Annotated in this window: 19 protein-coding genes, 1 other RNA gene and 1 riboswitch; of the genes, 10 read left to right on the top strand and 10 right to left on the bottom strand. The window is 66.2% G+C overall.

Going from position 1 to position 24,320, the window contains the following annotated elements:
• Positions 1 to 73 precede the first annotated feature (73 nt).
• Positions 74 to 619, top strand: coding sequence for an REP-associated tyrosine transposase (locus tag AB7849_RS13520; RefSeq protein WP_343122203.1), 546 nt, complete (start codon positions 74 to 76; stop codon positions 617 to 619).
• 77 nt (positions 620 to 696) lie between these two features.
• Here AB7849_RS13520 and AB7849_RS13515 read toward each other — a convergent pair whose 3' ends face one another.
• Both AB7849_RS13515 and AB7849_RS13510 read right to left on the bottom strand, forming a co-directional pair.
• Positions 697 to 978 (bottom strand): GIY-YIG nuclease family protein, encoded by a 282-nt coding sequence (locus AB7849_RS13515; RefSeq protein ID WP_008208346.1) that lies wholly within the window; start codon positions 976 to 978, stop codon positions 697 to 699.
• A gap of 10 nt (positions 979 to 988) precedes the next feature.
• Complete coding sequence (locus tag AB7849_RS13510; protein ID WP_037098279.1) at positions 989 to 1,618, bottom strand: glutathione S-transferase family protein; 630 nt, start codon at positions 1,616 to 1,618, stop codon at positions 989 to 991.
• Positions 1,619 to 1,926: 308 nt separating this feature from the next.
• Between AB7849_RS13510 and AB7849_RS13505 the strand changes: the two genes are divergently transcribed.
• Complete coding sequence (locus tag AB7849_RS13505) at positions 1,927 to 3,864, top strand: M20/M25/M40 family metallo-hydrolase (RefSeq protein ID WP_037098273.1); 1,938 nt, start codon at positions 1,927 to 1,929, stop codon at positions 3,862 to 3,864.
• A 148-nt stretch (positions 3,865 to 4,012) separates the two neighbouring features.
• Here the strand turns inward: AB7849_RS13505 and AB7849_RS13500 are convergent, their stop codons facing one another.
• A complete protein-coding gene (locus tag AB7849_RS13500; RefSeq protein ID WP_369501161.1) occupies positions 4,013 to 5,881 on the bottom strand; it encodes an ATP-binding cassette domain-containing protein in 1,869 nt (622 codons plus the stop codon).
• A 195-nt stretch (positions 5,882 to 6,076) separates the two neighbouring features.
• Between AB7849_RS13500 and AB7849_RS13495 the strand changes: the two genes are divergently transcribed.
• Entirely contained in the window at positions 6,077 to 7,228 is a 1,152-nt protein-coding gene (locus AB7849_RS13495; protein WP_245735028.1) for a D-alanyl-D-alanine carboxypeptidase family protein, read from the top strand.
• Between the two features lie 83 nt (positions 7,229 to 7,311).
• Here AB7849_RS13495 and metK read toward each other — a convergent pair whose 3' ends face one another.
• Together metK and metE are read right to left on the bottom strand one after the other, a co-directional pair.
• Entirely contained in the window at positions 7,312 to 8,511 is a 1,200-nt protein-coding gene (metK, locus tag AB7849_RS13490) for a methionine adenosyltransferase (protein WP_008212563.1), read from the bottom strand.
• Between the two features lie 179 nt (positions 8,512 to 8,690).
• Positions 8,691 to 10,967: a 5-methyltetrahydropteroyltriglutamate--homocysteine S-methyltransferase gene (gene metE, locus AB7849_RS13485; RefSeq protein WP_369501160.1), complete on the bottom strand. Its 2,277-nt coding sequence runs from the start codon at positions 10,965 to 10,967 to the stop codon at positions 8,691 to 8,693.
• Between the two features lie 177 nt (positions 10,968 to 11,144).
• Positions 11,145 to 11,370, bottom strand: a riboswitch (cobalamin riboswitch).
• 167 nt (positions 11,371 to 11,537) lie between these two features.
• Between metE and AB7849_RS13480 the strand changes: the two genes are divergently transcribed.
• The 3 genes from AB7849_RS13480 to AB7849_RS13470 all read left to right on the top strand — a co-directional run bounded on the left by AB7849_RS13480 (position 11,538) and on the right by AB7849_RS13470 (position 14,844).
• Entirely contained in the window at positions 11,538 to 13,244 is a 1,707-nt protein-coding gene (locus AB7849_RS13480) for a lysophospholipid acyltransferase family protein (protein WP_081491742.1), read from the top strand.
• The gene (locus AB7849_RS13475) at positions 13,241 to 14,065 is read left to right on the top strand and encodes a UDP-2,3-diacylglucosamine diphosphatase (RefSeq protein ID WP_008210905.1); all 825 of its coding nucleotides are present in this window, start codon (positions 13,241 to 13,243) and stop codon (positions 14,063 to 14,065) included. Before AB7849_RS13480 ends, AB7849_RS13475 begins: the two co-directional genes overlap by 4 nt.
• 65 nt (positions 14,066 to 14,130) lie before the next feature.
• A complete protein-coding gene (locus AB7849_RS13470; RefSeq protein WP_008210898.1) occupies positions 14,131 to 14,844 on the top strand; it encodes an SGNH/GDSL hydrolase family protein in 714 nt (237 codons plus the stop codon).
• Between the two features lie 16 nt (positions 14,845 to 14,860).
• Here AB7849_RS13470 and dusB read toward each other — a convergent pair whose 3' ends face one another.
• A complete protein-coding gene (dusB, locus tag AB7849_RS13465; RefSeq protein WP_369501158.1) occupies positions 14,861 to 15,847 on the bottom strand; it encodes a tRNA dihydrouridine synthase DusB in 987 nt (328 codons plus the stop codon).
• Between the two features lie 106 nt (positions 15,848 to 15,953).
• On the opposite strand from dusB, the gene AB7849_RS13460 reads away from it, so the two are divergent.
• Positions 15,954 to 17,729, top strand: coding sequence for a GGDEF domain-containing protein (locus AB7849_RS13460; protein ID WP_157618021.1), 1,776 nt, complete (start codon positions 15,954 to 15,956; stop codon positions 17,727 to 17,729).
• Positions 17,730 to 17,743: 14 nt separating this feature from the next.
• Here AB7849_RS13460 and AB7849_RS13455 read toward each other — a convergent pair whose 3' ends face one another.
• The 4 genes from AB7849_RS13455 to AB7849_RS13440 all read right to left on the bottom strand — a co-directional run bounded on the left by AB7849_RS13455 (position 17,744) and on the right by AB7849_RS13440 (position 22,187).
• Positions 17,744 to 19,024 carry a nucleoside permease gene (locus AB7849_RS13455; RefSeq protein ID WP_008209110.1) on the bottom strand — a complete coding sequence of 427 codons (1,281 nt, stop codon included), beginning with the start codon at positions 19,022 to 19,024 and terminating at the stop codon, positions 17,744 to 17,746.
• A 112-nt stretch (positions 19,025 to 19,136) separates the two neighbouring features.
• On the bottom strand, positions 19,137 to 19,742 hold the full coding sequence (locus AB7849_RS13450) for a uracil-DNA glycosylase family protein (RefSeq protein WP_008209108.1): 606 nt from the start codon (positions 19,740 to 19,742) through the stop codon (positions 19,137 to 19,139).
• Positions 19,743 to 19,878: 136 nt separating this feature from the next.
• On the bottom strand, positions 19,879 to 20,235 hold the full coding sequence (locus tag AB7849_RS13445) for a YraN family protein (RefSeq protein WP_092704141.1): 357 nt from the start codon (positions 20,233 to 20,235) through the stop codon (positions 19,879 to 19,881).
• A complete protein-coding gene (locus AB7849_RS13440; protein ID WP_369501157.1) occupies positions 20,235 to 22,187 on the bottom strand; it encodes a penicillin-binding protein activator in 1,953 nt (650 codons plus the stop codon). Before AB7849_RS13440 ends, AB7849_RS13445 begins: the two co-directional genes overlap by 1 nt.
• Positions 22,188 to 22,275: 88 nt before the next feature.
• Here AB7849_RS13440 and rsmI point away from each other — a divergent pair, with 88 nt between their 5' ends.
• The 3 genes from rsmI to mraZ all read left to right on the top strand — a co-directional run bounded on the left by rsmI (position 22,276) and on the right by mraZ (position 24,314).
• The gene (rsmI, locus tag AB7849_RS13435; RefSeq protein WP_369501156.1) at positions 22,276 to 23,109 is read left to right on the top strand and encodes a 16S rRNA (cytidine(1402)-2'-O)-methyltransferase; all 834 of its coding nucleotides are present in this window, start codon (positions 22,276 to 22,278) and stop codon (positions 23,107 to 23,109) included.
• Between the two features lie 93 nt (positions 23,110 to 23,202).
• Positions 23,203 to 23,567, top strand: an RNA gene (gene rnpB / locus AB7849_RS13430) — RNase P RNA component class A.
• Positions 23,568 to 23,867: 300 nt separating this feature from the next.
• On the top strand, positions 23,868 to 24,314 hold the full coding sequence (gene mraZ / locus AB7849_RS13425; protein WP_008212597.1) for a division/cell wall cluster transcriptional repressor MraZ: 447 nt from the start codon (positions 23,868 to 23,870) through the stop codon (positions 24,312 to 24,314).
• Positions 24,315 to 24,320: the final 6 nt, after the last annotated feature.

Genomic DNA, 24,320 nt, shown 5'->3' with positions numbered 1-24,320 from the left:
CTTTTTCCAGAGAGCCAGAGCAAAAGCATCGCCCGCCAGCGGGCTCCTACATGATGTGGCGTCGGATACTGACGTGAAAGAAGTACTGCTGGCGATGCTCGCAATAGTTGGAAGCGGGCAACATGGGTACATGCCTGCCTTTCCTGCCACCGGTCGCTGTGTCTTGCGCCATGGGCGCGTGTCTGTTCCGGGGCAGGTCTATTTGCTGACCACGACGACGTATCGCCGTCAGCGCCTGTTTGTGGCTCCGGCGCGTGCACGGATCGCCAGTGGCGTAATCCATTCGGCGACAACGTGGGGAGATGCCAGTCTGTTTGCGTGGGTGTTGATGCCGGATCACTGGCATGGCCTGCTGCAGTTGGGTAACGAACCGCTTGCGCGCGTGATCAACCGCTTCAAGGCGAATGTGACACGCGCACTTCACGCGTCGAGTGTCACAAATCAGCGAGTCTGGGATCGCAGTTTTCACGACCACGCGCTTCGCGCTGACGAGGATGTCCGGCGGATCGCTCGATATATCGTTGCCAATCCGATACGGGCTGGACTCGCGAAAAGTGCGCTGGACTATTCCTACTGGAATGCCATCTGGCTCGATCGAGAGGTCCCGCCGATGCTGTAGGAGCCCGCTCGCGGGCGATGCTGTTGTTTTCCGGTTCGGAGAGCGCCAGAGCAAAAGCATCGCCCGCGAGCGAGCTCCTACCGGTGGGGCGGGGCGTGGGCGTGGAGTGCGGCAATGCGCTCCTCGCGAGGGAGTCGCTTCCAGGCGATTTCCAGGCGAAGTGCATCGCCGTGACTGGCGACCCAGACCCAGCCCAGCAACTGCCGTGGCGGGTTGGAGCGGGTGAAGCGTGCGCCCTTGCCGGCCAGGTGTTTGGCGTAGCGTTGTTCGGGATCGCGGGCGATGCCGGTGTAGACGCGACCATCGATGCATTCGAGCAGGTAGACGGCCCATGCATCGGGGTTTGGGGCGGCGCTCACGCAACGAGTCTCAAGCCCACTCGGTCAGGCCCTCGGCAACGCAGACCTGCTTCCACGATGGGCGCGCCTTGAGTCGGGTGGCGAACGCAGCCAGGTGCGGCCATTCCGTCGCCGGTTTCGGCATGTTGCGCGACCAGCGCATCAGCATCAGCACGTACAAGTCGACCACGCTGAACGTCTCGCCCAGCATGTACGGGCCGTGCGCCGCGAGGTGGGCATCGATGTACGACCAGCATTTCTCGATGCCGATGCGCGATGCCTGCTTGAGCGAGTCGGCCGCTTCGGGCAGGTGGTCGTTGGGGAAGAACATCTGGCGGAACAGCGGTTGCAGGTTGTTGGCCAGATAGAACATCCACTGCAGGTAATCGGCGCGTTGCGCACTGCCCGGAGCGGGCGCCAGTGCGGCTTCGGGGTGCCGCTCGACCACCAGCATTGCCAGCGCCGGTGCCTCGCCATGGGGCACGCCGTCGATCACCAGGGTGGGCACCACGCCATGCGGGTTGATCGCCAGATAGGCCGCGCTGTGTTGCTGGTCGGTAGCGAAATCGATTCGCTCCAGGGTATGCGGCGCGCCGATTTCGAGCAGGGCCAGATGCACGACCAGATTGGCCGAGCCGGGAGCGTAGTAGAGCGTGTACATGGCGATCGTCCACAGGGATAACCCTTCGATGATACGCCTGCGGATCGACGTGACGAACCGGCCCGAGCGAGGCCTGCGGCGAGCCGTTCCTGCCCTCGTTTCGTGCTGCTGCGCCAGCGCACGGTTTTGCGAATTGATGTGCAAGAAATTGCGATGCAGTTCGCCTTCGCGAGCATTCGCCTGCGCAGGGGCGATGTATTCCTCGGCGTGCATGTTTAGGTTTACCGGCCGCGGTCGCGGGGGAGGAGGCGCGGTATCTGCCATGCGCAGGGGGCGCATGGCGTCTGTCATTTCTTTAGGGATGGAATATGAAACTCAGACATGGGATTGCATGGGGATTGTTGCCGTTGGCGTTGTGTGGGGGCATCGCCAGCGCAGCCACGCCGAAGACCGTCTGGTTGACGGTCGACCAGAACACCTACAACGTGCTGCAGCAGGTGGACCCGGCCGCGCGCAGCCTGGAAAGCCGTTACGTGGCCAACGGCACCACCAACAAAGGCCTGGTCAATGTGGACAGGATCCACATCGTGCCGGTGGATGAACGCGTGCTGGGCGGCCTCTCGGCACAGGTGCATCGCCAACTGCACCATTGCGCGGGATACATCACCTACGACTCGCTCGACGCGGCCCGCGCCGCCTTGCAACCGCGCCAGCCACTGGCCGGCCTGACCCGCCCCGACTACACGATCACGCAGCAGACGCTGGTGAAGCCGTGGATCGCGCAACAGACGGCGGCCAACATCACCGACACGATCCAGTCGCTGGCCGACTTCAACAACCGCTACTACAACGGCAGCACCGGTGCGCAGGCATCGAGCTGGCTGAAGGACAAATGGCAGAGCATGGCGGCCGGCCGATCCGACATCTCGGTGAAGCAGGTCTTCCGTGGCAGCGACAGGCAGGCCTCGGTGGTGCTGACCATCACCGGCACGCAAAAGCCCGACCAGATCGTGGTGCTGGGTGCACACCTGGACACGGTCAACTGGAACGATGCCGGTGGACAGCCGCATGAAACCTCGCGCGCCCCCGGTGCCGATGACGATGCGTCCGGCGTGGCCGGTCTTACCGAGACCCTGCGCGTGCTGCTGGCCAATGGCTACAAGCCGGCGCGGACGATCCAGCTGATGGCCTATGCGGGCGAAGAGTTCGGCCTGTACGGCTCCAACTACATCGCCAGTGACTACGCCAATCGCAACATCGACGTGGTCGGCATGCTGCAGCTGGACATGACCAACTACAAGGGCTCGGCCGGCGACATCTATCTGGAGGACGACTACACCGACGCGCAGCAGAACCAGTTCGTCGAGTCGCTGGCCAACACCTATCTGCCGCAACTCAGCGTGATGCACGACAAGTGCGGCTACGGCTGTTCCGACCACGCCTCCTGGCACAACCAGGGCTACGCCACCTCGATGCCGTTCGAGTCGCGTCTGGGCGATGACAACCCGTACATCCATTCCAGCAAGGACACCTATGCCAACTCCGGCAACCAGGCGCAGCACGCGCTGAAGTTCACGCGGCTGGCATTGGCCTTTGCGGTGGAACTCGGTGGCAACGGCAGCGGTGACGACACGCCGCCCCCGCCCTCCGGCGATGACGTGCTTGCCAATGGCGTGCCGAAAACCGGCCTGTCCGGTGGCAGCGGCAGCACCGTGCTGTACAAGGTCGAGGTGCCGGCCGGCGCACGCAACCTGGTGATTTCGACCAGTGGCGGCAGTGGCGACGTGGATCTGTACACGCGTTACGGCGCTGCGCCCTCCAGCAGCAACTATGACTGCAGACCGTATCGCTCGGGCAACAGCGAAAGTTGCACGGTCGCCAATCCGCAGGCCGGCACGTACTACGTGCAGTTGCGTGCGTATCAGGCGTACAGCGGTGTCACGCTGAAGGCCAGCTGGACCACCGGCAGCGAACCGCCACCGCCGGCCGACGACGAACTGGTCAACGGCGTGGCCAAAACCGGGTTGAGTGGCGCCAGTGGCAGTGCCGCCGTGTACAAGGTGATCGTGCCGGCCGGCGCGAGCAACCTGGCCATCGCCAGCAATGGCGGCAGCGGCGACGTGGACCTTTATGTACGCTTCGGTGCCACGCCCACCAGCAGCAGTTACGACTGTCGCCCGTATCGCAATGGCAACAACGAGAGCTGCACCTTCGGGCAAGTCCGGGCGGGGACGTATTACGTCATGCTGAAAGGCTATCAGGCGTACAGCGGCGTCTCGCTGAAGGCCAGTTGGAGCGGCGGCTAACGCCAAGCCAGACAACGGGCAAGCGATGAAGTGCTGAGCGCTTCCTTGTTTCCCCGGCAAGAAACGACAAAGGCCCGATCAGGATGATCGGGCCTTTGTGCGTTAAGTCACCACATGGAAACCAGAGTGGTCAGGCCATCCGCGAGGTTCAGCCGTCCAGTTCGCTCCAGCGCGCATAGGCGGCATCCAGCTCCGCCTGCAATGCCGCGACCGCCTCGTTGGCGCGGGTGATGGTGGCGCTGTCCTGCTTGAAGAAGGCGGGATCATTCATCGCCTCGCCGTGCGCGGCGATCGCGTTTTCCAGTTCTTCGATTCGCTTCGGCAACTGTTCCAGTTCGCGCTGATCCTTGAAGCTGAGCTTGCGCTTCGGTGTCGCGACTGCGGCAGGCTGTTCGCGCGAGAGGCCCGGTTTCGCGGTGGCCGCCGCGACGGCGGCCGCGGCGGCGGGACGCTGGCGCAGCCAGTCGGTGTAACCGCCGACGTATTCGCCGACGCGACCTTCGCCTTCCAGCACCAGGGTGCTGGACACCACGTTGTCGAGGAAGGCGCGATCGTGCGAGACCAGCAGCAGGGTGCCCTGGTAGTCGGTGAGCAGTTCTTCCAGCAGTTCCAGCGTCTCGATGTCGAGGTCGTTGGTCGGTTCGTCCATGATCAGCAGGTTCGACGGCTGCGCGAACAGCTTGGCCAGCAGCAGGCGGTTGCGCTCGCCGCCGGACAGGCGGGTGATCGGCGCGCGCGCGCGCTCGGGCGAGAACAGGAAATCCTGCAGGTAGCCGATGATGTGCTTGCGCTGGCCGTTGAGCTCGATGAACTCGCGGCCTTCGGCCACGTTGTCCAGCGCGTTCAAGCGGTCGTCGAGCTGGGCGCGGTGCTGGTCGAAGTAGGCGATCTCCAGGCTGGTGCCCAGGGTGACTTCGCCACGTTGCGGCTTGAGTTCGCCCAGCATGATCTTGAGCAGGGTGCTCTTGCCGGCGCCGTTGGGGCCGACGATGCCGATGCGGTCGCCGCGCATGATGGTGGTGGACAGGTCATCGATGAGCACGCGGCCGTCGTAGGCCTGGGTGATATGTTCGAGATCGATCACCTTCTTGCCCGAGGCCTGGGCATTGGCCGCATTCATCTTGACGTTGCCGCCCAGGTTGCGTCGCTCGGCGCGCTCCACGCGCAGCGCCTTCAGTGCGCGCACGCGGCCTTCGTTGCGGGTGCGCCGGGCCTTGATGCCCTGGCGGATCCACACTTCTTCCTGCGCCAGCTTCTTGTCGAACAACGCGTTGGCCTGGGATTCGGCGTGCAGGCGTTCTTCGCGGCGGCGCAGGTAATTGGCGTAGTCGCCGGGCCAGTCGGTGAGCTGGCCGCGATCGATCTCCACGATGCGCGTGGCGAGCGCCTGCAGGAAGCTGCGGTCATGGGTGACGAAGAGGATCGACCCGCCGAACTGCTTGAGGAAGTTTTCCAGCCAGCCGATCGCCTCGATGTCGAGGTGGTTGGTTGGTTCGTCCAGCAGCAGCACGTCCGGTTTGCGCACCAGCGCCTGGGCCAGCAGCACGCGGCGCTTCATGCCGCCGGACAGTGCGGCGAAATCGGTTTCGGCCGGCAATTCCAGCTTGGTGATGACCTCGCCGACCCGGCGGTCCAGATCCCAGCCGTGCTGCGCCTCGATCTGCTGTTGCACGTCGCCGAGCGCGTCGAAGTCGCCTTCGGCGATCAGGTGGTGATAGCGCGCCAGCAGACGGCCAAGATCGCCGAGGCCTTCGGAGACCACGTCGAATACGGTACCGGACGTATCCTGCGGCACCTCCTGCGCCATGCGGGCGATCACCACACCGTTCTGGACCCGGATCTCGCCGTCGTCGGCATGCAGCTCGCCGGCGATCAGCTTCATCAGGGTGGACTTGCCTTCGCCGTTGCGACCGACGATGCATACGCGCTCGTTCGCCTCGATCGAGAGATCGACGTTTTCGAGCAGGAGGGGGCCGCCGATGCTGAAATCGACGTGTTGAAGTTGGATCAGGGACATCCGCCCATTCTAGCGGGTCTGCACGGGATAACTGCGTGCCACGATCGGCGGAAGTTGAGGTGGCGGTTTGAGTAATACTTGAAAGAACATCAACTTAACGAAACTAATTGATGTCCGATCTCTGGCTATCGTCGCCGCCGCGCGCTATCTTGCGCTCACGCGGAGGTTGCCGCGGTTCGGCTGCGAGGGCGTCGGGTGAGCATCGGATCCAGAGTGTGGCTGCGGGCCACCGGCGGCATGCGCGGTGCGTTGCTGTCGCTGTTGTGCATGCTGGGCCTGGGCGCGTTCGCCGGCCAGGCGCATGCCGGCTATGCGGCGATCGTGGTCGACGCATCGACAGGCAAGGTGCTGGAACAGGTCAACGCCGACCAGCGCAACTATCCCGCCTCGCTGACCAAGATGATGACTCTCTACTTCGCCTTCCAGGGCTTGAAGAGCGGGCGCCTGAAGCTCGACCAGCAACTGCCGGTGTCCGCGTGGGCGGCCAGTCGTGCGCCCACCAAGCTGGGCCTGCGTCGTGGCGAGACCATCAGCTTGCGCGACTGCATCCTGGGTATCGTCACCAAGTCGGCGAACGATGCAGCCACGGTAGTGGCCGAAGCCATCGGTGGCAGCGAGCCGCATTTCGCCGAAATGATGAATGCGCAGGCGGCCTTGCTGGGCATGGACGGCACCCACTTCGACAACGCTTCGGGCCTGCCGGACCCGCGTAACGTGTCCACCGCGCACGATCTGGTCCGGTTGTCGATGGCGCTGTATCGCGACTTTCCGCAGTACGCGCATTTCTTCGCCACGCGCGAATTCACTTTCCGCGGGCACATCGTGCGTGGCCACAACCGCCTGATGTACCGCTACCCGGGCATGGACGGCCTGAAGACCGGTTTCACCGACGCCTCGGGTTTCAACCTGGCGTCCACGGCGGTGCGCAATGGCCATCGCCTGTTCGGCGTGGTGCTGGGCAGCCGCACGGCGGCGATTCGTGACGACCTGATGGCCAAGTTGCTGGATGACGGTTTCGAAGGGCGCTCGACCTCGCCCGAGCTGGTTGCTGCGGCGGCGGGCGAGCGCGGCACCAGCCGTGCATTGCACATCCTGGAAGAACTGTCGCCGATTCCGGCGGCCGAGGCGCATCCGGTGCCGGGAATGCCGATGCATCGCCGGCGTCGCGCACATGCGCATCATGTGCAGGTGGCGGCCGTCAGTCGCGCGTGCAAGAGGCACCATTCGGTTGCCGAGTGTCGCCGCATCGCTGCGCGGCATGCGAAGAAGCATTCCGTTCGCCTTGCCTCGCGGCATCGCTCGCACCGGCCGGTTGAAGTGGCCTCGCGTCGCGATACGGACGGCTGAGCCGCCGCGCCGGTTCTGCCTTCGATACAAAGAAAAAGCCCGCGGCAAGCCGCGGGCTTTTTCGTGCAGCAGCGGCGAGCTGCTTACTTCAGCTTGGCATCGGCGCGCAGCGCCTCGGCCTTGTCGGTCTTCTCCCACGAGAACGCCGTGTAGCTTTCGCCGTTGGCGCCCTTGATCTCCACCGGCTTGCGGCCGAAATGGCCGTTGCTGGCGGTTTGCTGGTAGATCGGGTGGATCAGGTCGAGCATCTTGATGATGCCGTACGGGCGCAGGTCGAAGTGCTTGCGGATCAGCTTTTCGATCTTCTCGTCCGGAATCTTGCCGGTGCCGAAGGTGGTGACCGAGATCGAGGTTGGCTCGGCCACGCCGATGGCGTAGCTCACCTGTACCTCGCAGCGGTCGGCAATGCCGGCGGCCACGATGTTCTTGGCCACGTAGCGTGCGGCATAGGCGGCCGAACGGTCCACCTTCGACGGGTCCTTGCCGGAGAACGCGCCACCACCGTGACGGGCCCAGCCGCCGTAGGTGTCGACGATGATCTTGCGGCCGGTCAGGCCGCAGTCGCCCACCGGTCCGCCGATCACGAACTTGCCGGTCGGATTGATGTGGAACTTGGTGCCTTTGTGCAGCAGCTTGGCCGGCAGCACCGGCTTCAGGATGTACTCGCGCACAGCCTCGATCAGGTCTTTCTGCTTCACGCTGGGATCGTGCTGGGTGGACAGCACCACGGCGTCGATGGCGACCGCCTTGTCATCCTCGTAGCGCAGGGTGACCTGGCTCTTGGTGTCCGGGCGCAGCCACGGCAGCGGCGAGTTCTTCTTCTTGCGGATCTTGGTCTGCTGCTCCACCAGGCGATGCGCATAGTGGATCGCCGCGGGCATGTACTCGCTGGTTTCGTTGGTGGCGTAGCCGAACATCAGGCCCTGGTCGCCGGCACCCTGTTCCTCGGGCTTCTTGCGGTCCACGCCCTGGTTGATGTCGGGCGACTGCTTGCCGATCAGGTTCAACACGCCACAGGTGGCGCCGTCGAAGCCGACTTCGCTGGAGTTGTAGCCAATGTCCAGGATGACCTTGCGGGTCAGGCTTTCCAGGTCGATCCAGGCGCTGGTGGTGATCTCGCCGGCGACGATCGCGACGCCGGTCTTCACCATGGTTTCGCAGGCCACGCGGGCGCGCGGGTCCTGCGCGATGATCGCGTCGAGGACGGCGTCGGAAATCTGGTCGGCGACCTTGTCCGGATGGCCTTCGGAGACCGATTCGGAGGTGAAGAGGAAGTTGCTCATCGCGGCATTTATCCTTCTTTACGGATAAAGAGATGGAAAGGGGTTGGACATGATACAGCCTGTGGCCGGGAATTTCATCGGGAAGCATCGGCCGGGTTGATTTCGTTCATGTTACTCCCGCGAGTCTCCGAGGGCAGCCATCCCTGGCCGCCCCAAGGTGCATCAGTGGAGAGGGTGATTCAGGCGGCGACCTCCAGTTCGCTGCGAACCTCGCGCGCGGCAGCGACCATCGCGTTGAGCGCCGGGGTCACCTCGGCCCAGCCGCGGGTTTTCAGTCCGCAATCGGGATTCACCCACAATTGCGCCGGATCGAGCACGCGTAGCGCCAGCCGCAGCAAGTCGGCCATTTCCTCGCGGCCGGGCACGCGCGGCGAGTGGATGTCGTACACGCCGGGCCCGATACCGCCCGGGTAGCGGTAGCGCTCGAAGGCGTCGAGCAGTTCCATGCGCGAGCGGCTGCTTTCGATCGAGATGACGTCGGCATCCAGCGCGGCTACCGCATCGATGATCGCGTTGAATTCGCTGTAGCACATGTGGGTGTGAATCTGGGTGGCGTCGGCCACGCCGCCGGCGGTGATGCGGAAGCAGGTGACGGCCCAGTCCAGGTAATGCGCCTGCTCGGCATGGCGCAGCGGCAGGCCTTCGCGCAGGGCTGGTTCGTCGATCTGGATGATGCCGATGCCGGCAGCTTCCAGGTCGTGCACTTCGTCGCGCAGGGCCAGGGCCAGCTGGCGGCAGACGGTTTCGCGCGGCAGGTCGTCGCGCACGAACGACCATTGCAGCACCGTCACCGGACCGGTAAGCATGCCCTTGACCGGCTTCTCGGTCAGCGACTGGGCGTAGCTCGACCAGCGCACCGTCATCGGTGCGGGACGCGCCACGTCGCCCCAGATGATCGGCGGTTTCACGCAGCGCGAGCCGTAGCTCTGCACCCAGCCGTGGCGGGTGAAGGCGAAGCCGTCGAGCTGCTCGCCGAAGTATTCCACCATGTCGTTGCGCTCGGGCTCGCCGTGCACCAGCACGTCGAGGCCGGCCGCTTCCTGCTGCTGCAATACCTGGTGGATCTCGTCGGCCAGCACCTGTTCGTAGGCCTTGTCGTCGAGGCGGCCGGCGCGATGATCGGCGCGGGCGCGACGCAGCGTTTCGGTTTGCGGGAACGAGCCGATGGTGGTGGTGGGCAGCAGTGGCAGCGGGCGCACTTCGGCCTGCACGGCGCGCCGGTGCAGGTAGGCGGAACGGCGTTGCGCCGCCTGCGCACTGAGGCCGTGCAGGCGGGCGCGGACGTCGTTGCGCTGCACGCCGGCGGCGCTGGCGCGGTCGGCGAGGCGAGCGGCCTGTGCCTGCAGCGCTTGCGCGGCCTCGTCCTGACCATCCAGCGCGCGGGCGTAGAGCTGTTGTTCCTCCAGCTTCTGCACGGCGAAGGCGAGCCAGCCGCGCAGCTCGTCGGGCAGGCCGGTTTCCTGTCCGGCATCCAGCGGCACATGCAGTAGCGAGCACGATGGCGCCAGCCACAGGCGATCGCGACCAAGCTTGTCCAGCGCCTTGTGCAGCAACGGCAGCACTTTGCGTGGCGAGCTGCGCCAGATGTTGCGACCATCGACGACACCGACGCTGAGCACGCGCTCGGCAGGCAGGGCGGCGAGCACCGCGTCGAGCTGCTCCGGTGCGCGGGCCAGATCGATATGCAGGCCGTCCACCGGTAATTCGGTGGCCAACGCAAGGTTGTCGTCCAGCGCGCCGAAGTAGGTGGCAAGCAGGCGCTTCGGCGACGCACCGAGTGCCAGCGCCGCGTACGCGGTGGCGTAGGCGTGGCGCGTGGGCGCGTCCAGGTCCAGCGTCAGGCAGGGCTCGTCCAGCTGCACCCAGGCCACGCCGGCTTCGTGCAGTTTTTCCAGCAGCGCGATGTAGGCGGGCAGCAATGCATCGAGCAGGGCCAGCGGATCGCTGCCGTCGGTAGTCTTGGCCAGTTTCAGGAACGATACCGGTCCGAGCAGCACCGGCCGCGCGTCCAGGCCCAGCGCCTGCGCCTCGCGGCATTCGGCCAGCGGCTTGTCGCCGGCGAGGCGGAAGCGCTGGCCGGCGTGCAGTTCGGGCACGAGGTAGTGGTAGTTGGTGTCGAACCACTTGGTCATTTCCAGCGCGTGCAAACCATCGCCGCCGCGCGCCATGGCGAAGTAGCCGGCCAGCGGATCGGCGGCGAGCAGGGCGCGGTAGCGTTCGGGCACGGCGTCGAACAGCACGGCGGTGTCGAGCACGTGGTCGTACAGCGAGAAGTCGTTCACCGGCACGCTGTCGACGCCGGCGTCACGGGCCAGATTCCAGTGGCGTGCGCGCAGGTCGCGGGCGGTGTCGAGCAGGGCGGCGGCGTTGCCATCGCGCCAGTAGGTTTCGAGGGCGCGCTTGAGTTCGCGTCGGCGACCCATGCGCGGAAAGCCGAGGCAGGTGGTGCGTGTCATGTGGAATTCCTCTTGCGTAATGGTGCAAAGAGGAACGAAGGGCGATTGCGTGCCGTGAGGCGGGCGCAAGCGTCGACCTTCGCCCCCGCGGGCGAACCGGGCCACATGGCAGGACTGCGTCGCCAGGCGACCGCCTTCCCGCCACGAAACCCAGGCCGGACGAGGCGCGGCCTTGCGGGGCGCGCTTCGGCCAAGGCAGGTCTTCGGGCTCGTGGATATGGCTCAGGACACCTGAGCCGCCTAATGCCCGCCGCTTCCCGAACCAGATTTCCTGGCCCAGTGCGATGGCGGGGGTCGTTTCCACATACCGCTGCGGGGCAGCGCCGGATTCGCACCGGCTTCCCTTTTCATTTCATCTCTCTATTCGGATAAAGGGATGAAAACCTTGGCGTGGCGAAGATTAGACGTATGGACGTCCATCTGTCAAACGCCGTGATGGCTGCGCTGCAAGCCCTCCCTTGATCGCTGGCCTGGAGCATGAGGCGCTGTCACGCCGTTGACGCATGGGCGCAACGCCAGCGTCCGGGAAATCGCGCAATCTTGCGACGGGCCAAGCCGACGGGTACCGACATGCAAGCCATCGAACAGCGTCTGCAGCAACGTTATCCAGACTGGTTCCGCGGACGTCGCGGGCACCTTGCAGCGCCACTGTTGCGCACCGTGGCGCGCTGGTCGCGGTTCGACCATGTCGACGCCTTCATGGCCGAGCATGGCCATCTGCGCGGCTTCGACTTTGTCCATGCCGCGGTGCGGCGACTGGTCACGGACCACGCCGTCACCCCGGCGAGCCTGGCGCGCATTCCGTCACGCGGAGGATTGCTGGTGGTCGCCAACCATCCCTGCGGCGGCCTCGACGCGATGGCCTTGCTGGACATGCTGGGCCAGGTCCGCCAGGACGTGCGGATCGTCGCCAACGACGTGCTGACCCTGATCGACCCCCTGTCGGAACTGCTGCTGCCGGTGCGCGTGTTCGGCGGCGGCGCCGGCGTGGCCGATCTTCGCCGGGTGCGGCGCGCGCTGCGCGACGGACAATGCGTGGTGGTGTTTCCCGCCGGCGAAGTGTCGCGACTGGGGCCGCGTGGCGTGCGCGACACGCGCTGGCAACCCGGCTTCCTGCGATTTGCGCGAAGCGCCGGGGTGCCGGTGTTGCCGGTGCGCATCGAGGCGCGCAACTCCGCCTTGTTCTACGGCGTCTCGGCATTCTGTCGTCCGGCATCGACCGCCCTGCTGCCACGGGAAATATTCGCGCGGCGGCGTCAGCCGGTGCGCTTGCACGTCGGCATGCCGCTGTCGATCGCGGCGGACATGGACGAACGGGCGGCAATCGGCAGCATTCGCCAGGCGCTGTATGCGACCGGTCGCGGCGAGGCTGTCACCGTGGCCGGTCCCGCGCCACTGGCGACGCCTATCGATGCCCGCGTGCTGGCGGCGGCCGTGGCGGCCACCGAACTGCTCGGCAGCACCAGTGACGGCAAGCAGATCCGCATGGCGCGTGATGCCGGCGGTTCGCCGTTGCTGCAGGAAATCGGCCGGCTGCGCGAGTTGACCTTCCGCGAAGTCGGCGAAGGCACCGGGCGCAGCCGCGATCTCGATGCCTACGACGCGTATTACGACCACATCCTGGTCTGGGACGCGAGCGCCGCGCGCATCGCCGGCGCCTATCGCGTGATGCGCGGTGCCGCAGCGATGGCAAGTGCCGGTCTGGCCGGCTTGTACACGGCCTCGCTGTTCCGTTATGCGGACGCGGCGGTGCCGCGGCTTGCCGCTGGCCTGGAACTGGGGCGCAGCTTCGTGGTGCCGGACTACTGGGGTAGCCGCAGCCTCGACTATCTGTGGCAGGGCATCGGTGCCTACCTGCGTCGCTATCCGGGCGTGCGCTATCTCTATGGTGCGGTGTCGATCAGCGCCGCGTTGCCACGTCGCGCCAGCGAACAGGTGGTGGCCTATTACCGATGCTTCTACGGCAGCGGGGAGGCGCTGGCCAGCGCGCGTCGTCCGTTCGCCTTCAAGCATGCAGCACCGGCGTTTGACGGACTCGACAGCGCTACGGCCTTCGGTGCGCTGAAGGTCGCGCTGGACCGGCTTGGTACCTCGGTGCCGACGCTGTACAAGCAATACACCGAGCTGTGCGAACCCGGCGGTGCGCGCTTCCTCGCCTTCGGCGTGGATCCGGATTTCAGCGGTTCCATCGATGGCCTGATCGAGGTGGACCTGGAGCGGCTGCGACCACGCAAACGCCAGCGTTATCTCGAAAATCGGCAAGGCGCGGCGGCATGAAGCGCGTGACAACCCCAGGCGAGCGGCGCTTGCGGGCTGTCTTCATCTCCGATGTGCATCTGGGCACCAAACACTGCCATGCGGCCGAGCTGGCGGATTTTCTCGACGGCTTGCGCTGCGAACGGCTCTATCTGGTGGGCGACATTGTCGATCTCTGGTGGATTGCCCGGCGACGTACACGCTGGAACGGCGCCCATGCGCGCGTGATCGAAGCCCTGCATGCCTTGCATCAGCGCGGCACGGTGCTGATCTACGTGCCCGGCAATCACGACCGGCCGGTGCGTCGCCTCTGTGGCCTGATGGTGCCGGGCATGCGCGTGCGGCGGCGCGCGATCCATGAGACCGCCGACGGGCGGCGCCTGCTGGTGACCCACGGCGACGACTACGACAACGTCACCCAGTTCGGCGGCTTGCAGGAACGCCTGGGCGACTGGATCTATTACCGCATCCTCAGTTGCGACCGCTTGCTGAACCTGGCACGGCGACGGCTCGGCCAGCGGCACTGGTCGCTGTCGGCATTCGTGAAGCGACAGAGCGGCGCCGCCGAACGCTATATCGCGCGCTTTGTGCAGGCCGGGCTGGATGATGCCGCGCGGCGCCAGCTCGACGGCATCGTCTGCGGGCACATTCATCGTGCCGGACTGATGCAGCGCGACGGACTGGTATATGCCAACGATGGCGACTGGGTGGAGAGCCTGACCGCATTGACCGAAGACGCGGATGGTGTGCTGCGCCTGCTCAGCCATCACGGCGAGCTGCTGGCCGAAGTTCCCCCGCGCCTGCGCCTGACCTCGGCCACCTGCGAGGAACTGGCGGCCTGATCACGGCGCGGGCAACTTGCGCGGCGGTGCATAATCAGGCCGTGTATCCGCCAGGGTGATCTTCGATGAATCTTCTGCGCACTCGCGGCATCGTCCCGCGGCTGGTTGCCGCATTTGCATTGCTCGCCATGTCAGCCTGGGCGGTGGCGCAGGTGCCGCCGCCTGCGCACTGGAAGAGCGACATCGCCACCTTCGTCGCGCATGATCGCGTCGACCCGCCGCCCCAACACGGCGTGCTGTTCATCGGCAGTTCGTCGATCCGTTTCTGGGCGCCCACGCTGGCCCACGACTTTCCCGGCGTGCCGGTGATCGACCGCGGCTTCGGCGGCTCGGCCATCGCCGATGCCACCTATTACGCCGATCGCATCGTGACGCCTTATCACCCGCGCCTGATCGTGATGTACGCGGGCGACAACGACATCGCCGGTGGCGATTCACCGCAGCAGGTGATCGGCGAATTCAAGGCCTTCGTGGCACGCGTGCGCCGCGATCTGCCGGGCGTGCCGGTGGCTTTCATCTCGATCAAGCCCAGCGTGGCGCGATGGACGATGTGGCCGGCCATGCGCGAGGCCAACCAGGGCATCCGGCGCTGGGCCGCCACGCAGAAGAACGTGCGCTATGTCGACACCGCATCGAAGATGCTGGATGCGCACGGCCAACCGCGACCGGAGCTGTTGCGCGACGATGGCTTGCACATGAAGCCGGCCGGCTACGCGATCTGGATCGCGGCACTCAGGCCGGTGCTGGCCGACTACGGATTTCACGCCACGGAACACTGAGAGCGGCTTGCGCCGCTCAGGCCGCCATCGCCACGCCGGCCGCCAGCGCAGCGAAGTAATCGCGGGTGAGGCGCAGCTGCTCCTGCGCTGATTCGGCGCGATTGGCTACCTCGCGGAAGGCGGCGTTCTCGGGGCGGTCCTTGGCGTACCAGCCCAGGTGCTTGCGCGCGATGCGCACACCGGCGTGTTCGCCGTAGAACGCGTAGAGGTGTTCCAGATGGCCGAGCAGGATCGTTGCCACTTCGTCCGGCGTGGGCTCGGGCAGCTTTTCGCCGGTGGCCAGGAAGTGGGCGATCTCGCGGAAGATCCAGGGCCGGCCCTGCGCGCCGCGACCGATCATCAGCGCGTCGGCGCCGGTGGCGGCGAGCACGTGGCGGGCACGCTCCGGCGTGGTCACGTCGCCGTTGGCGAATACCGGGATGCCGATGGCGGCCTTCACTGCGGCGATGGTGTCGTACTCGGCTTCGCCTTCATACTTGTCGGCGCGGGTGCGGCCGTGCACGGCCAGCGCGGCGATGCCGCAGTCCTCGGCGATGCGGGCGATGCGCAGCGCATTCCTGTTGTCGCGGTTCCAGCCGGTGCGGATCTTCAGCGTCACCGGCACCTCGACGGCATCGACCACCGCCTTGCAGATTCGCGCCACCAGCGGTTCGTCCTGCAGCAGGGCCGAGCCGGACCACACGTTGCATACCTTCTTGGCCGGGCATCCCATGTTGATGTCGATGATCTGCGCGCCGTTGGCCACGTTGAAACGCGCGGCTTCGGCCAGCACCACCGGATCGGCGCCGGCGATCTGCACGCTCACCGGTTCCGGTTCACCCGAGTGGTTCATCCGGTGCAGCGACTTGCGCGTATGCCACAGCTTGGGATCGGCCGTGGTCATTTCCGACACGGCCAGGCCCGCGCCCAGCCGCTTGCACAGCAGGCGAAACGGCTTGTCGGTGACGCCGGCCATCGGGGCCAGCACCACGGGCGGGTCGATCAGATAGGGGCCGATCTGCATGCGGCCATTGTAGTCGGCCCAATGTCCAGCACTTGCACCTGGCGTGCTGCGGGCCACAATATCCGGACGGGGAAGCCATGGGATGGGCGTTTCGATGCAGGGGAGCGTGATCGCAGGATGGATGCTGGCAGTCGCGCTGGTGCATGGCGGCGGCATGTCCGTGCGCGACGCGCAGCGCTACCGCACCGAAACCGATCCGCATGGCCTGATCACCGAGCTGCAGTCGCAACTCGACCAGGGTGGCCAGGGCCTGGCCGGCGCCGTCCTGCGCGAAAAGCTGTGGCTGCTCGGTACCGCCGCGGTGAACGTCAATGACGGCGCGGCGTTGCACGAGGCCACCACGAGGCTGGACGAGCTGGCCGGTCGCACGCATGACCCGGCCGCCGCTGCGGATGCCGGCTTCCTGCGCTCGCGTCAGTTGATCGCCGCCAGCCAGGGCGACGGCATCAGCGAGGAATTGCAGGCCGCCGCGCTGGTGCAGGGCACCACCGATCCGGTGATGCTGGGGCGGCTGCACTACACCTTGTGCGACGCCTACGCGATGAGCGAGGAGTTCACCAAGGCGATCCCGCTCTGTCGCCGGGCCATCGCCACCTATCGCACGCAAGCCGATGCATGGGGCATGGGCAATGCCGGAAACGACCTCGGCATCGTCTACACCCACTTGCACCGTTACGACGAGGCGATTCCTGCCTACCTGGAAGCGCGCAGGCAATTCGCCAGCATCGGCGCAGGGCAGATGGTGGTGCTGGTGGGCGACAACCTTTCGCAGGCGTACCGGAAAACCGGGCGCGTACGCGAGGCATTGGCGTTGTCGCATGCCTCGCTGGCACAGGAGCAGGCGGCCGGCCGGGTCAGCGATGCGCTCAGCTCGCGCGCCGACATTGCGCTGGATTACGCCGCGCTGGGCCAGCCTGGCAAGGCGCTGGCACTGATGGATGCCGTGGTGGCCGATGCGCGCGATGCCCATCTGCAAGGCCTGCTGCCGGACTTCGTGCGCACGCGCAGCGAGATGGAGCAGCAGCAGGGAAAGTTGCGTCCGGCGCTGGCCGACGCGCGCGAGGTGATCACCGCACTCAACCAGCGCAATGCCGCCGTGCTGCGCTCGGAGGAAGCCCGGCTGGAAGCGCGCTATGCCACGCGCGAGAAGGAGTTGCAGATTCTCGCGCTGCAGCGACAGAACCAGGTGAAGGACCTGCAACTGAAGGCGGCCCAGGCGGAGGCGGCGCGTCGAGACGAGGAGCAGCAGCGCCAATCGCTGCGCATCATGTTCGGGCGCGGGGTGGTGGTGGCCTTGTCGTTGATGGCCTTGCTGCTTTACCTGCTGCTGCGTTCGCAGCACCGGCACGCCGTCGAATTGCGTGCGCAGGCGCTGCGCGATCCGCTCACCGGTATCGAAAACCGACGCGCTTTCCAGCAGCGCGCGATGGACCTGCTGGCCGAATCGCGCGGATTTTCGGCGTCGACGTCGGCGCACGTGCTGATGCTGATCGACGTGGACCACTTCAAGCGCATCAACGATGGCGCCGGCCACCCGCAGGGTGACGAAGTGCTGCGGATCATCACCGACGGCCTGCGTCGGGCGGCGGGCGATGTCGGCCACGTCGCCCGCATCGGCGGTGAGGAATTCGCGGTGCTGTGCCCGGGGTGCGGCGCCATGGCCGGCATGCGCCTGGCCGAGACCTTGCGTGCGGAAGTGGCCACGTTGGCACTGCCGCCGGAAGCCAAGGTGTCGACGGTGACCATCAGCATCGGCGTGGCCGTGTTCGACGGCACCCGTTGCCATGACCTGTCGAGCTGGATGCGCGCCGCCGACATGGCCATGTACGAGGCCAAGTCGCACGGTCGCAACCGCGTGGTGGCCAGCGCGCTGGCCAACTGATCAGTGCGTCGAAGTCAGTGCGTCGGCACGACCTTGCGCGCCGCGGCCGGATCGTGCCGGTGCCTGAACAGCGGCACGAACAGCAGCGCCATCACCAGCGCATAACCGGCGAATGACAGCCAGATGCCGCGCCAGTCCTTGCAGATGGTCAGCATGTCGTTGCAGCTGTGGTTGGTGAAGAAGTGATCGATCACGAAGCCGGCGATCAGGCTGCCCAGCACCGCGCCCACGCCGTTGGTCATCAGCATGAACAGGCCCTGCGCGCTGGCGCGGATCTTCGGATCGGCCTGGCTTTCCACGAACAGCGAGCCGGAGATGTTGAAGAAGTCGAACGCCATGCCGTAGATGATGCACGACAGCACGATCATCCACAGGCCACCGGCCGGGTTGCCGAAGCCGAACAGGCCGAAGCGCAGCACCCACGCCAGCATGCTCATCGTCATCACCGCCTTGATGCCGAAGCGCTTCAGGAAGAACGGGATGGTGAGGATGAATGCGGTTTCGGAGAACTGCGAAATCGAGATGATGATGGTCGAGTACTTCACTGCCAGCAGGTTGGCGTAGGCCGGCACCTTGACGAAATCGCTGAGGAAGGCGTCGCCGTAGGCGTTGGTGAGCTGCAGTGCCGCGCCAAGCAACATGGCGAAGATGAAGAACACGGCCATGTTGCGGTTCTTGAACAGCACGAACGAGGTCAGGCCCAGCCGGTCGACCAGGCTGTGGCCCGAGGCGGCATTCAGCTTGGGCGGGCACTTGGGCAAGGTGAAGGCATACAGGCCAAGCAGCAGCGAGGCGGCCGCAGCCACGTGGAATTGCGCGGGCGAGGCCTTGAAGCCGAGCAGGCTGGTCGTCCATGTGGCGGCGATGAATCCGACCGTGCCCCACACGCGGATCGGCGGATAGGTGCTGACCACGTCCTCGCCGTTCTGCTTGAGCGCGTTGTAGGCCACCGTGATCGCCAGCGAAATGGTCGGCATGTAGAAGCACATGTTCAGCAACATCACCCAGAACATCTGCTCCGGGTCGGTCACATGCGGTATCGCAAACAGCACCACCGCGCCGGCGATCTGCAGCAAGCCGTAAAGACGCTCGGCGTTGATCCACTTGTCGGCCACGATGCCGACCAGCGAAGGCATGAACAGCGAGGCGATGCCCATGGTGGAGAAGATCGCGCCGAAGCTGGTGCCCGACCAATGCTGGGTCTGGAACCACCACGTGCCGATGGTCAAGAGCCACGCGCCCCAGATGTAGTACTGGAAGAAATTCAGGACGATCAGGCGGAGCTTGAGGCTCATGAGATGCGGATTCCCCTGTAAGGCCGGGGTCGATCCCGTGGCCATGATGTTCTATCAGATGAGGTTAGACGACGCTGGCGTCAGGCGGCAAGGTGCAATGCGGCAGGTTCGATCAGCCGGCTCGATCGGAGTCGGCCAGCGCATTTGCCACGCGCTCGCGCAGGATCGGCAGCAGCTCGGTTTCGAACCACGGATTGCGGGTCAGCCACAAGCGGTTGCGCGGACTGGGATGCGGCAGCGGCAGCAAGCCGCGCGCCAAGTGTTCGCGCCAGGCCAGCACCGTGTCGGTTAGCGTGCGCCCGCGATGCTCGCCGAGCAGGCCGGCTTGCGCGTATTGGCCAATCGCAAGCGTCAGCCGCACTCCCGTCAACAACGGGAACAGGCGAGGATGCCAGGCGGGTGCGCATTCCGGGCGCGGCGGCAGGTCGCCACCCTTGCCGGTGCCGGGAAAACAGAAGCCCATCGGTGCGATGGCGATTTTGCCGGCGTCGTAGAACGTATCCCGGTCGATGCCGAGCCAGTCGCGCAGGCGGTCGCCGCTGGGGTCATTGAACGGAATCCCGGTCTCGTGCACCTTGCGTCCCGGCGCCTGGCTCACGATCAGCAATCGCGACGTTGCCGACGCCTGCACTACCGGACGCGGTCCCAGTGGCAGGTGTGCCGCGCAGATTCGGCAGGCGCGGATCTCGGCGAGCAGGCGATCGAGCGGTGCAGTCATGCGATGCCATCATCCTGCGCGTGGAGTGCGGGAGGGCGGGCGATGGCGAACAGTTCGGCGCCGAGGCAGGCGGTACGCAAAGTGGCAAGCACGGCAACAGGACCATTCATGCGTCCATTATTCCACCGATGCCGTTTCATTCCACTTCGAACGCGCCACGCAGCCAGTGCATGCGCGCGTCGGCGGCCGGGCCGTCATAGCTGACCACGTCGAAGCGGCAGGGGCGTTGTGCATCGCGTGGGTGTGCGGCCAGCCACAGTTGCGCGGTGCGGATCAGCTTGTCGCGCTTGCCGCGGGTGACCGAGGCGGCGGCATCGCCGTGGCCGGCGCTCACCCGGTAACGCACTTCGACGAACACCACGGTGTCGCCGTCGCGCATCACCAGATCAAGCTCGCCGTGGCGCGTGGTGTAGTTGCGCGCCAGCAGCTTCAGGCCGGCGCGCTCGAGTTCCGCGCCGGCGCGCTGTTCGAAGGCGGCGCCGGCAGCGCGCATCAGCCGCCGGTCGCGGGTGCGGCAACCGGTGTGGCGGCAGCGCTGCTGGCCGGGGCCGGCATGTTCGCCGGCGGAATCGGCATGCCGGCGGCTGGCATCGGTGCGCTGCCCGCCGGGGCGGGAACGGCATTCATCTGCAGGTCGCCGCCGATCGGACGGGCCACGCCATCCTGGAATTTCGCCCAGATCAGCACACGTCGCACGCGGCCGAACGCGTCGGCTGCGAGCTGGCCGCTGGCGCCCGGCAGGTAGCTGCCCGGGTGCTCGCGCATCCAGCCGATGTACGGCACCAGGTTCCATGCATCCATGCCGAAGGCGAACAGCCGTGCGGAGCCGCCGCGGGCGGCAGGCAGCAGGGCGGCGATGTCGCCGTGGCGGGGCAGGCCGGTCTGCGCGTCGAACAGCCACGGCGCATCGCAGAACTCCACGCCATTGAGGTCGTTGTCGTCGCCCGGATCGTCGCTGCCTCCGTAGATATGCGAGGTGGCGAATACCGGCAGGGTGACGCGCGCCACGCGCAATTGCGGCAGCAACAGGCGGGCCTGTTCCGGGCGCATGCTGATGAAGATGCCGCTACCGCCGAGGCTGGCGGCGGCTGGTGCACTGGTCGTGCCGGCGGCAGCCGGCGCGGGCGCGGGCGTGGTGCTGCTGTCGGTCATGCTCAGGCCGGCAATCGCACTGTGATAGTTCACGCTGCCGCTGGTGATCTGCGCCTGGCCGACGACCTGGCCGCCACGGGCGACCAGTTCGGCCTTGAAGGCACCGGCGGCGCGTTTGGCGAAGTCGTCGTCGGAAATGATCACGTAGGCGCGGGTAATGCCGCGCTCGATCATGTGATCCGCCACCTGGGCGCCCTCGGTTTCCGGGCGCAGTGCGAACTCGGTGGCGCCGGAAGCGGGCAGGGTGTCGTTGTCGGGATGGTTCAGCGCCAGCACCGGCACCGGCAGCGAGGACTGCGCCAGCACGGCGCCGACCGCGCCGCGGGTGAGCGGGCCGACGATCAGCTGGGCGCCGTCGGCAACGGCCAGTTGGTAGGCCTTGACCGCGCCATCCGGGGTGCCGACGCTGTCGTATACGCGCACGCTCGGCCGCGGGGCGTGATTGCTGGCGGCGTTGAAGTAGGCGGCGAAGAAGCCTTCGCGAATGGCCTGGCTGACGCCAGCGAAGTCGTTCCCTTCCGGCAGCAACAGGGCCAGCTTCGCCGGCACCTTGTAACCCTGGCGCACATTGGCGCCGGCGCCCGGCAACAGGGTGCCGACAGGCTGGCCCAGGTTGGGCTGGGCTTGGGCTACCACCACGCCGAGCCGGGTCAGCGCCTCGTTGATCCACGGCAGCATGCGATCGCCGGGATGCATCGCGGCGGCGCGCTGCTTGAGTTCGTCGACGCCCTCCTTGGTCAGCAGGTCGATCGCCTGCGTACGGTTCTGCGTGCGGTCGAGACCGTGCAGCAGTCCATCCATTTGCACGCGGGTGCGGCCGGCGCCCCAGTAATCATGGCTGGCGGCCATCGCCTGTGCGCGCAGTTCCAGCTGTCGGGGCTGCAGCGCGGGCGGTACGCTGACGCCGGGCTGGCTGGTCAGTCGCAGCGCGGTGGCCGGATCGTGCTGGCGCAGCGCGATTTCGGCGCGCAACAGGTCCAGTCGCACCGGTTCGTCGCCCTGCAGCTGCGTGCGGTCGATACTGGCGATGATCGGTGCGGCGCGATCCAGCGCGTCTTCCTGGCGATAGTCCTCGGCCGCAAGCAGGCGATAGTGGCTGGCGCGGCCTGGATTCTGCGCGGCCAGTGCCAGATAGGCCTGCGCGGCCTGGTCGAACTGACCCTGGCTGGCCAGTGCGGCGGCCTGTTGCGCGGCGGCAGTTTCGGCAGGCGAGGGCGGCTTGATGCCCGGTACGCAGGCGCTCAGCGCCAGCGAGAACAGCACGGTAATGGCCGCGGCGCGGTACGAACGCATGTACATTCCTCGGTCGGTATCGACAGGATCGGCGATTGCGCGATCATAGCCGATCACATTGCCGCTTCGCGGCGAACTGGAGCGCACGATGTCATCCACCACGCCCGGCTGCCTGTGGGTGGTCGCCACGCCGATCGGGCATCGCGACGATTTTTCGGTGCGCGCCATCGAGACGCTGCGCAGTGTTTCGGTGATCGCGGCGGAAGACACCCGCCACAGCCGGCCGTTGTTGCAGCACCACAACATCGCCACGCCGCTGATTGCGCTGCACGAGCACAATGAACGCGATGCCGTGGATGCCGTAGTGCGTCGCTTGCTGAATAGCGATTCGGTGGCGTTGATCTCCGATGCGGGTACGCCGTTGATCTCCGACCCGGGTTTTCGGCTGGTGCGCGCCGCACGCGCGGCCGGCATCCGCTGCGTGCCGGTGCCCGGCGCGTGCGCGGCAATTGCGGCGTTGTCGGTGGCCGGCTTGCCCAGCGACCGTTTCGTGTTCGAAGGGTTCCTGCCGCCCAAATCCGCCGCCCGGCGCAGCCGCCTGCAGGAGTTGGCCGGTGAGCCGCGCACGCTGATTTTCTATGAATCATCACATCGCGTGGCCGAAAGCCTGGCCGACATGCGCGACGTGTTCGGCGGCGAGCGCGAGGCGGTGCTTGCGCGCGAGCTGACCAAGCTGTTCGAGACCGTGCTCGGCGAGCCGCTGATCGAGCTGGCCGCGCGCGTGGTGGCCGATCCCGACCAGCAGCGCGGCGAGCATGTGATCGTGGTGGCCGGGCGGGACGAGGAGGCGGACGCGAAACTGGCCGAGGGCCGGCGTGTGTTCGCCATCCTGCGCGAAGAGCTGCCGCCGGCGAAGGCTGCCAAGCTGGCCGCGGCGATCAGCGGCGCGCCGCGCAAGGAGCTGTATGGGAGCGAGAAGTGAGTGAAGAGGAGTGAGAGAAAGCCCGCAAGGATCGGCGCTTTTGCTCCCTCTCACTCCTCACTTCTCTTCACTCACTCCTCTATACTCCCCGGCGGAGTCGGCCGGACAGTCGCGTCGCACGCAAGTGCATCGAGGAAAGTCCGGGCTCCACAGGGCAGAGTGCCAGGTAACTCCTGGGCGGCGTGAGCCGACGGCCAGTGCAACAGAGAGCAGACCGCCGATGGCCCCGCAAGGGGATCAGGTAAGGGTGAAAGGGTGCGGTAAGAGCGCACCGCGTACGGGGTCAACGTCGTACGGCACGGTAAACCCCACTCGGAGCAAGACCAAATAGGGGGACGATAACGCGGCCCGCGTTGTTCCCGGGTAGGTTGCTGGAGCCAGGCGGCGACGCCTGGCCGAGAGGAATGACTGTCGCGTCGCAAGACGTACAGAACCCGGCTTACAGGCCGACTCCACCTTTTCCGGCCGCATCCCCGGTCGTCATCGACGGCCGGGGATGCGCGTGAGCGAGCGCATGAACGCGGGTTCAGCCAAGTGGCCTGGACCGATGACGCGAAAGCCTGCGACAAGCCGCGACGTTCCGTAAAAAATCCCCACCATTCAAGCACCTTTGGCAGCTTCCTCGAAATGGCTGGAATTTCGGCCACAACTTCGCCTTTCTCCTTGATTCACAAAAGAAAATCCCTTGACAGTCTCATGGGGCGAGACTATCGTGGGTTCCAGTGTGAAATCGTGGGAATAAGTGGAGTCATAGGATCGTGTTCCAGGGCGAAACCGCCATTACCGTCGACGACAAGGGCCGTCTGGCCATTCCGACCGCGTATCGCGAGTTGGTCGCCGGCGCGTGCGCGAATCGTCTGGTGCTCACCTACAACCCGTTCGAGACGGGTTGCCTGTGGCTGTTTCCCCACGACGAGTGGGAAAAGGTGCGTGATCAGGTGAATGCGCTGCCCAGCGTCAAGGCCGTGCATCGCGCCTTGCAGATGAAGTTGGTGGGTGCGGCGGCCATGGTCGAGCCGGACGGGGCGGCTCGCATCCTGCTGCCGGCCAGCCAGCGTGCCACGACAGGCATCGAGAAGAAGGCGGTACTGCTGGGCATGGGCAGCAAGTTCGAGTTGTGGAGCGAACAGGCCCACCTGGCCAAGATCCGCCAGACCATCGGCGAAGACGAAATCAGTGACGACATGGCCGACCTGCGCCTGTAACGGACG

The sequence above is a fragment of the Rhodanobacter sp. FW021-MT20 genome (assembly GCF_041107475.1).
GTDB lineage: Bacteria > Pseudomonadota > Gammaproteobacteria > Xanthomonadales > Rhodanobacteraceae > Rhodanobacter_A > Rhodanobacter_A glycinis.
The sequence above is the reverse complement of the archived record's forward strand: the minus strand, read 5'-3'. Positions and strand labels throughout refer to the sequence as shown.

Excerpts from the sequence above, each read along its gene's own strand:
- AB7849_RS13510 (WP_037098279.1), bottom strand. The coding sequence starts at position 1,618 with ATGTACACGCTCTACTACGCTCCCGGCTCGGCCAATCTGGTCGTGCAT.
- AB7849_RS13505 (WP_037098273.1), top strand. The coding sequence starts at position 1,927 with ATGAAACTCAGACATGGGATTGCATGGGGATTGTTGCCGTTGGCGTTG.
- AB7849_RS13500 (WP_369501161.1), bottom strand. The coding sequence starts at position 5,881 with ATGTCCCTGATCCAACTTCAACACGTCGATTTCAGCATCGGCGGCCCC.
- metK (WP_008212563.1), bottom strand. The coding sequence starts at position 8,511 with ATGAGCAACTTCCTCTTCACCTCCGAATCGGTCTCCGAAGGCCATCCG.
- metE (WP_369501160.1), bottom strand. The coding sequence starts at position 10,967 with ATGACACGCACCACCTGCCTCGGCTTTCCGCGCATGGGTCGCCGACGC.
- AB7849_RS13480 (WP_081491742.1), top strand. The coding sequence starts at position 11,538 with ATGCAAGCCATCGAACAGCGTCTGCAGCAACGTTATCCAGACTGGTTC.
- AB7849_RS13475 (WP_008210905.1), top strand. The coding sequence starts at position 13,241 with ATGAAGCGCGTGACAACCCCAGGCGAGCGGCGCTTGCGGGCTGTCTTC.
- AB7849_RS13470 (WP_008210898.1), top strand. The coding sequence starts at position 14,131 with ATGAATCTTCTGCGCACTCGCGGCATCGTCCCGCGGCTGGTTGCCGCA.
- dusB (WP_369501158.1), bottom strand. The coding sequence starts at position 15,847 with ATGCAGATCGGCCCCTATCTGATCGACCCGCCCGTGGTGCTGGCCCCG.
- AB7849_RS13455 (WP_008209110.1), bottom strand. The coding sequence starts at position 19,024 with ATGAGCCTCAAGCTCCGCCTGATCGTCCTGAATTTCTTCCAGTACTAC.
- AB7849_RS13450 (WP_008209108.1), bottom strand. The coding sequence starts at position 19,742 with ATGACTGCACCGCTCGATCGCCTGCTCGCCGAGATCCGCGCCTGCCGA.
- AB7849_RS13445 (WP_092704141.1), bottom strand. The coding sequence starts at position 20,235 with ATGCGCGCTGCCGGCGCCGCCTTCGAACAGCGCGCCGGCGCGGAACTC.
- AB7849_RS13440 (WP_369501157.1), bottom strand. The coding sequence starts at position 22,187 with ATGCGTTCGTACCGCGCCGCGGCCATTACCGTGCTGTTCTCGCTGGCG.
- rsmI (WP_369501156.1), top strand. The coding sequence starts at position 22,276 with ATGTCATCCACCACGCCCGGCTGCCTGTGGGTGGTCGCCACGCCGATC.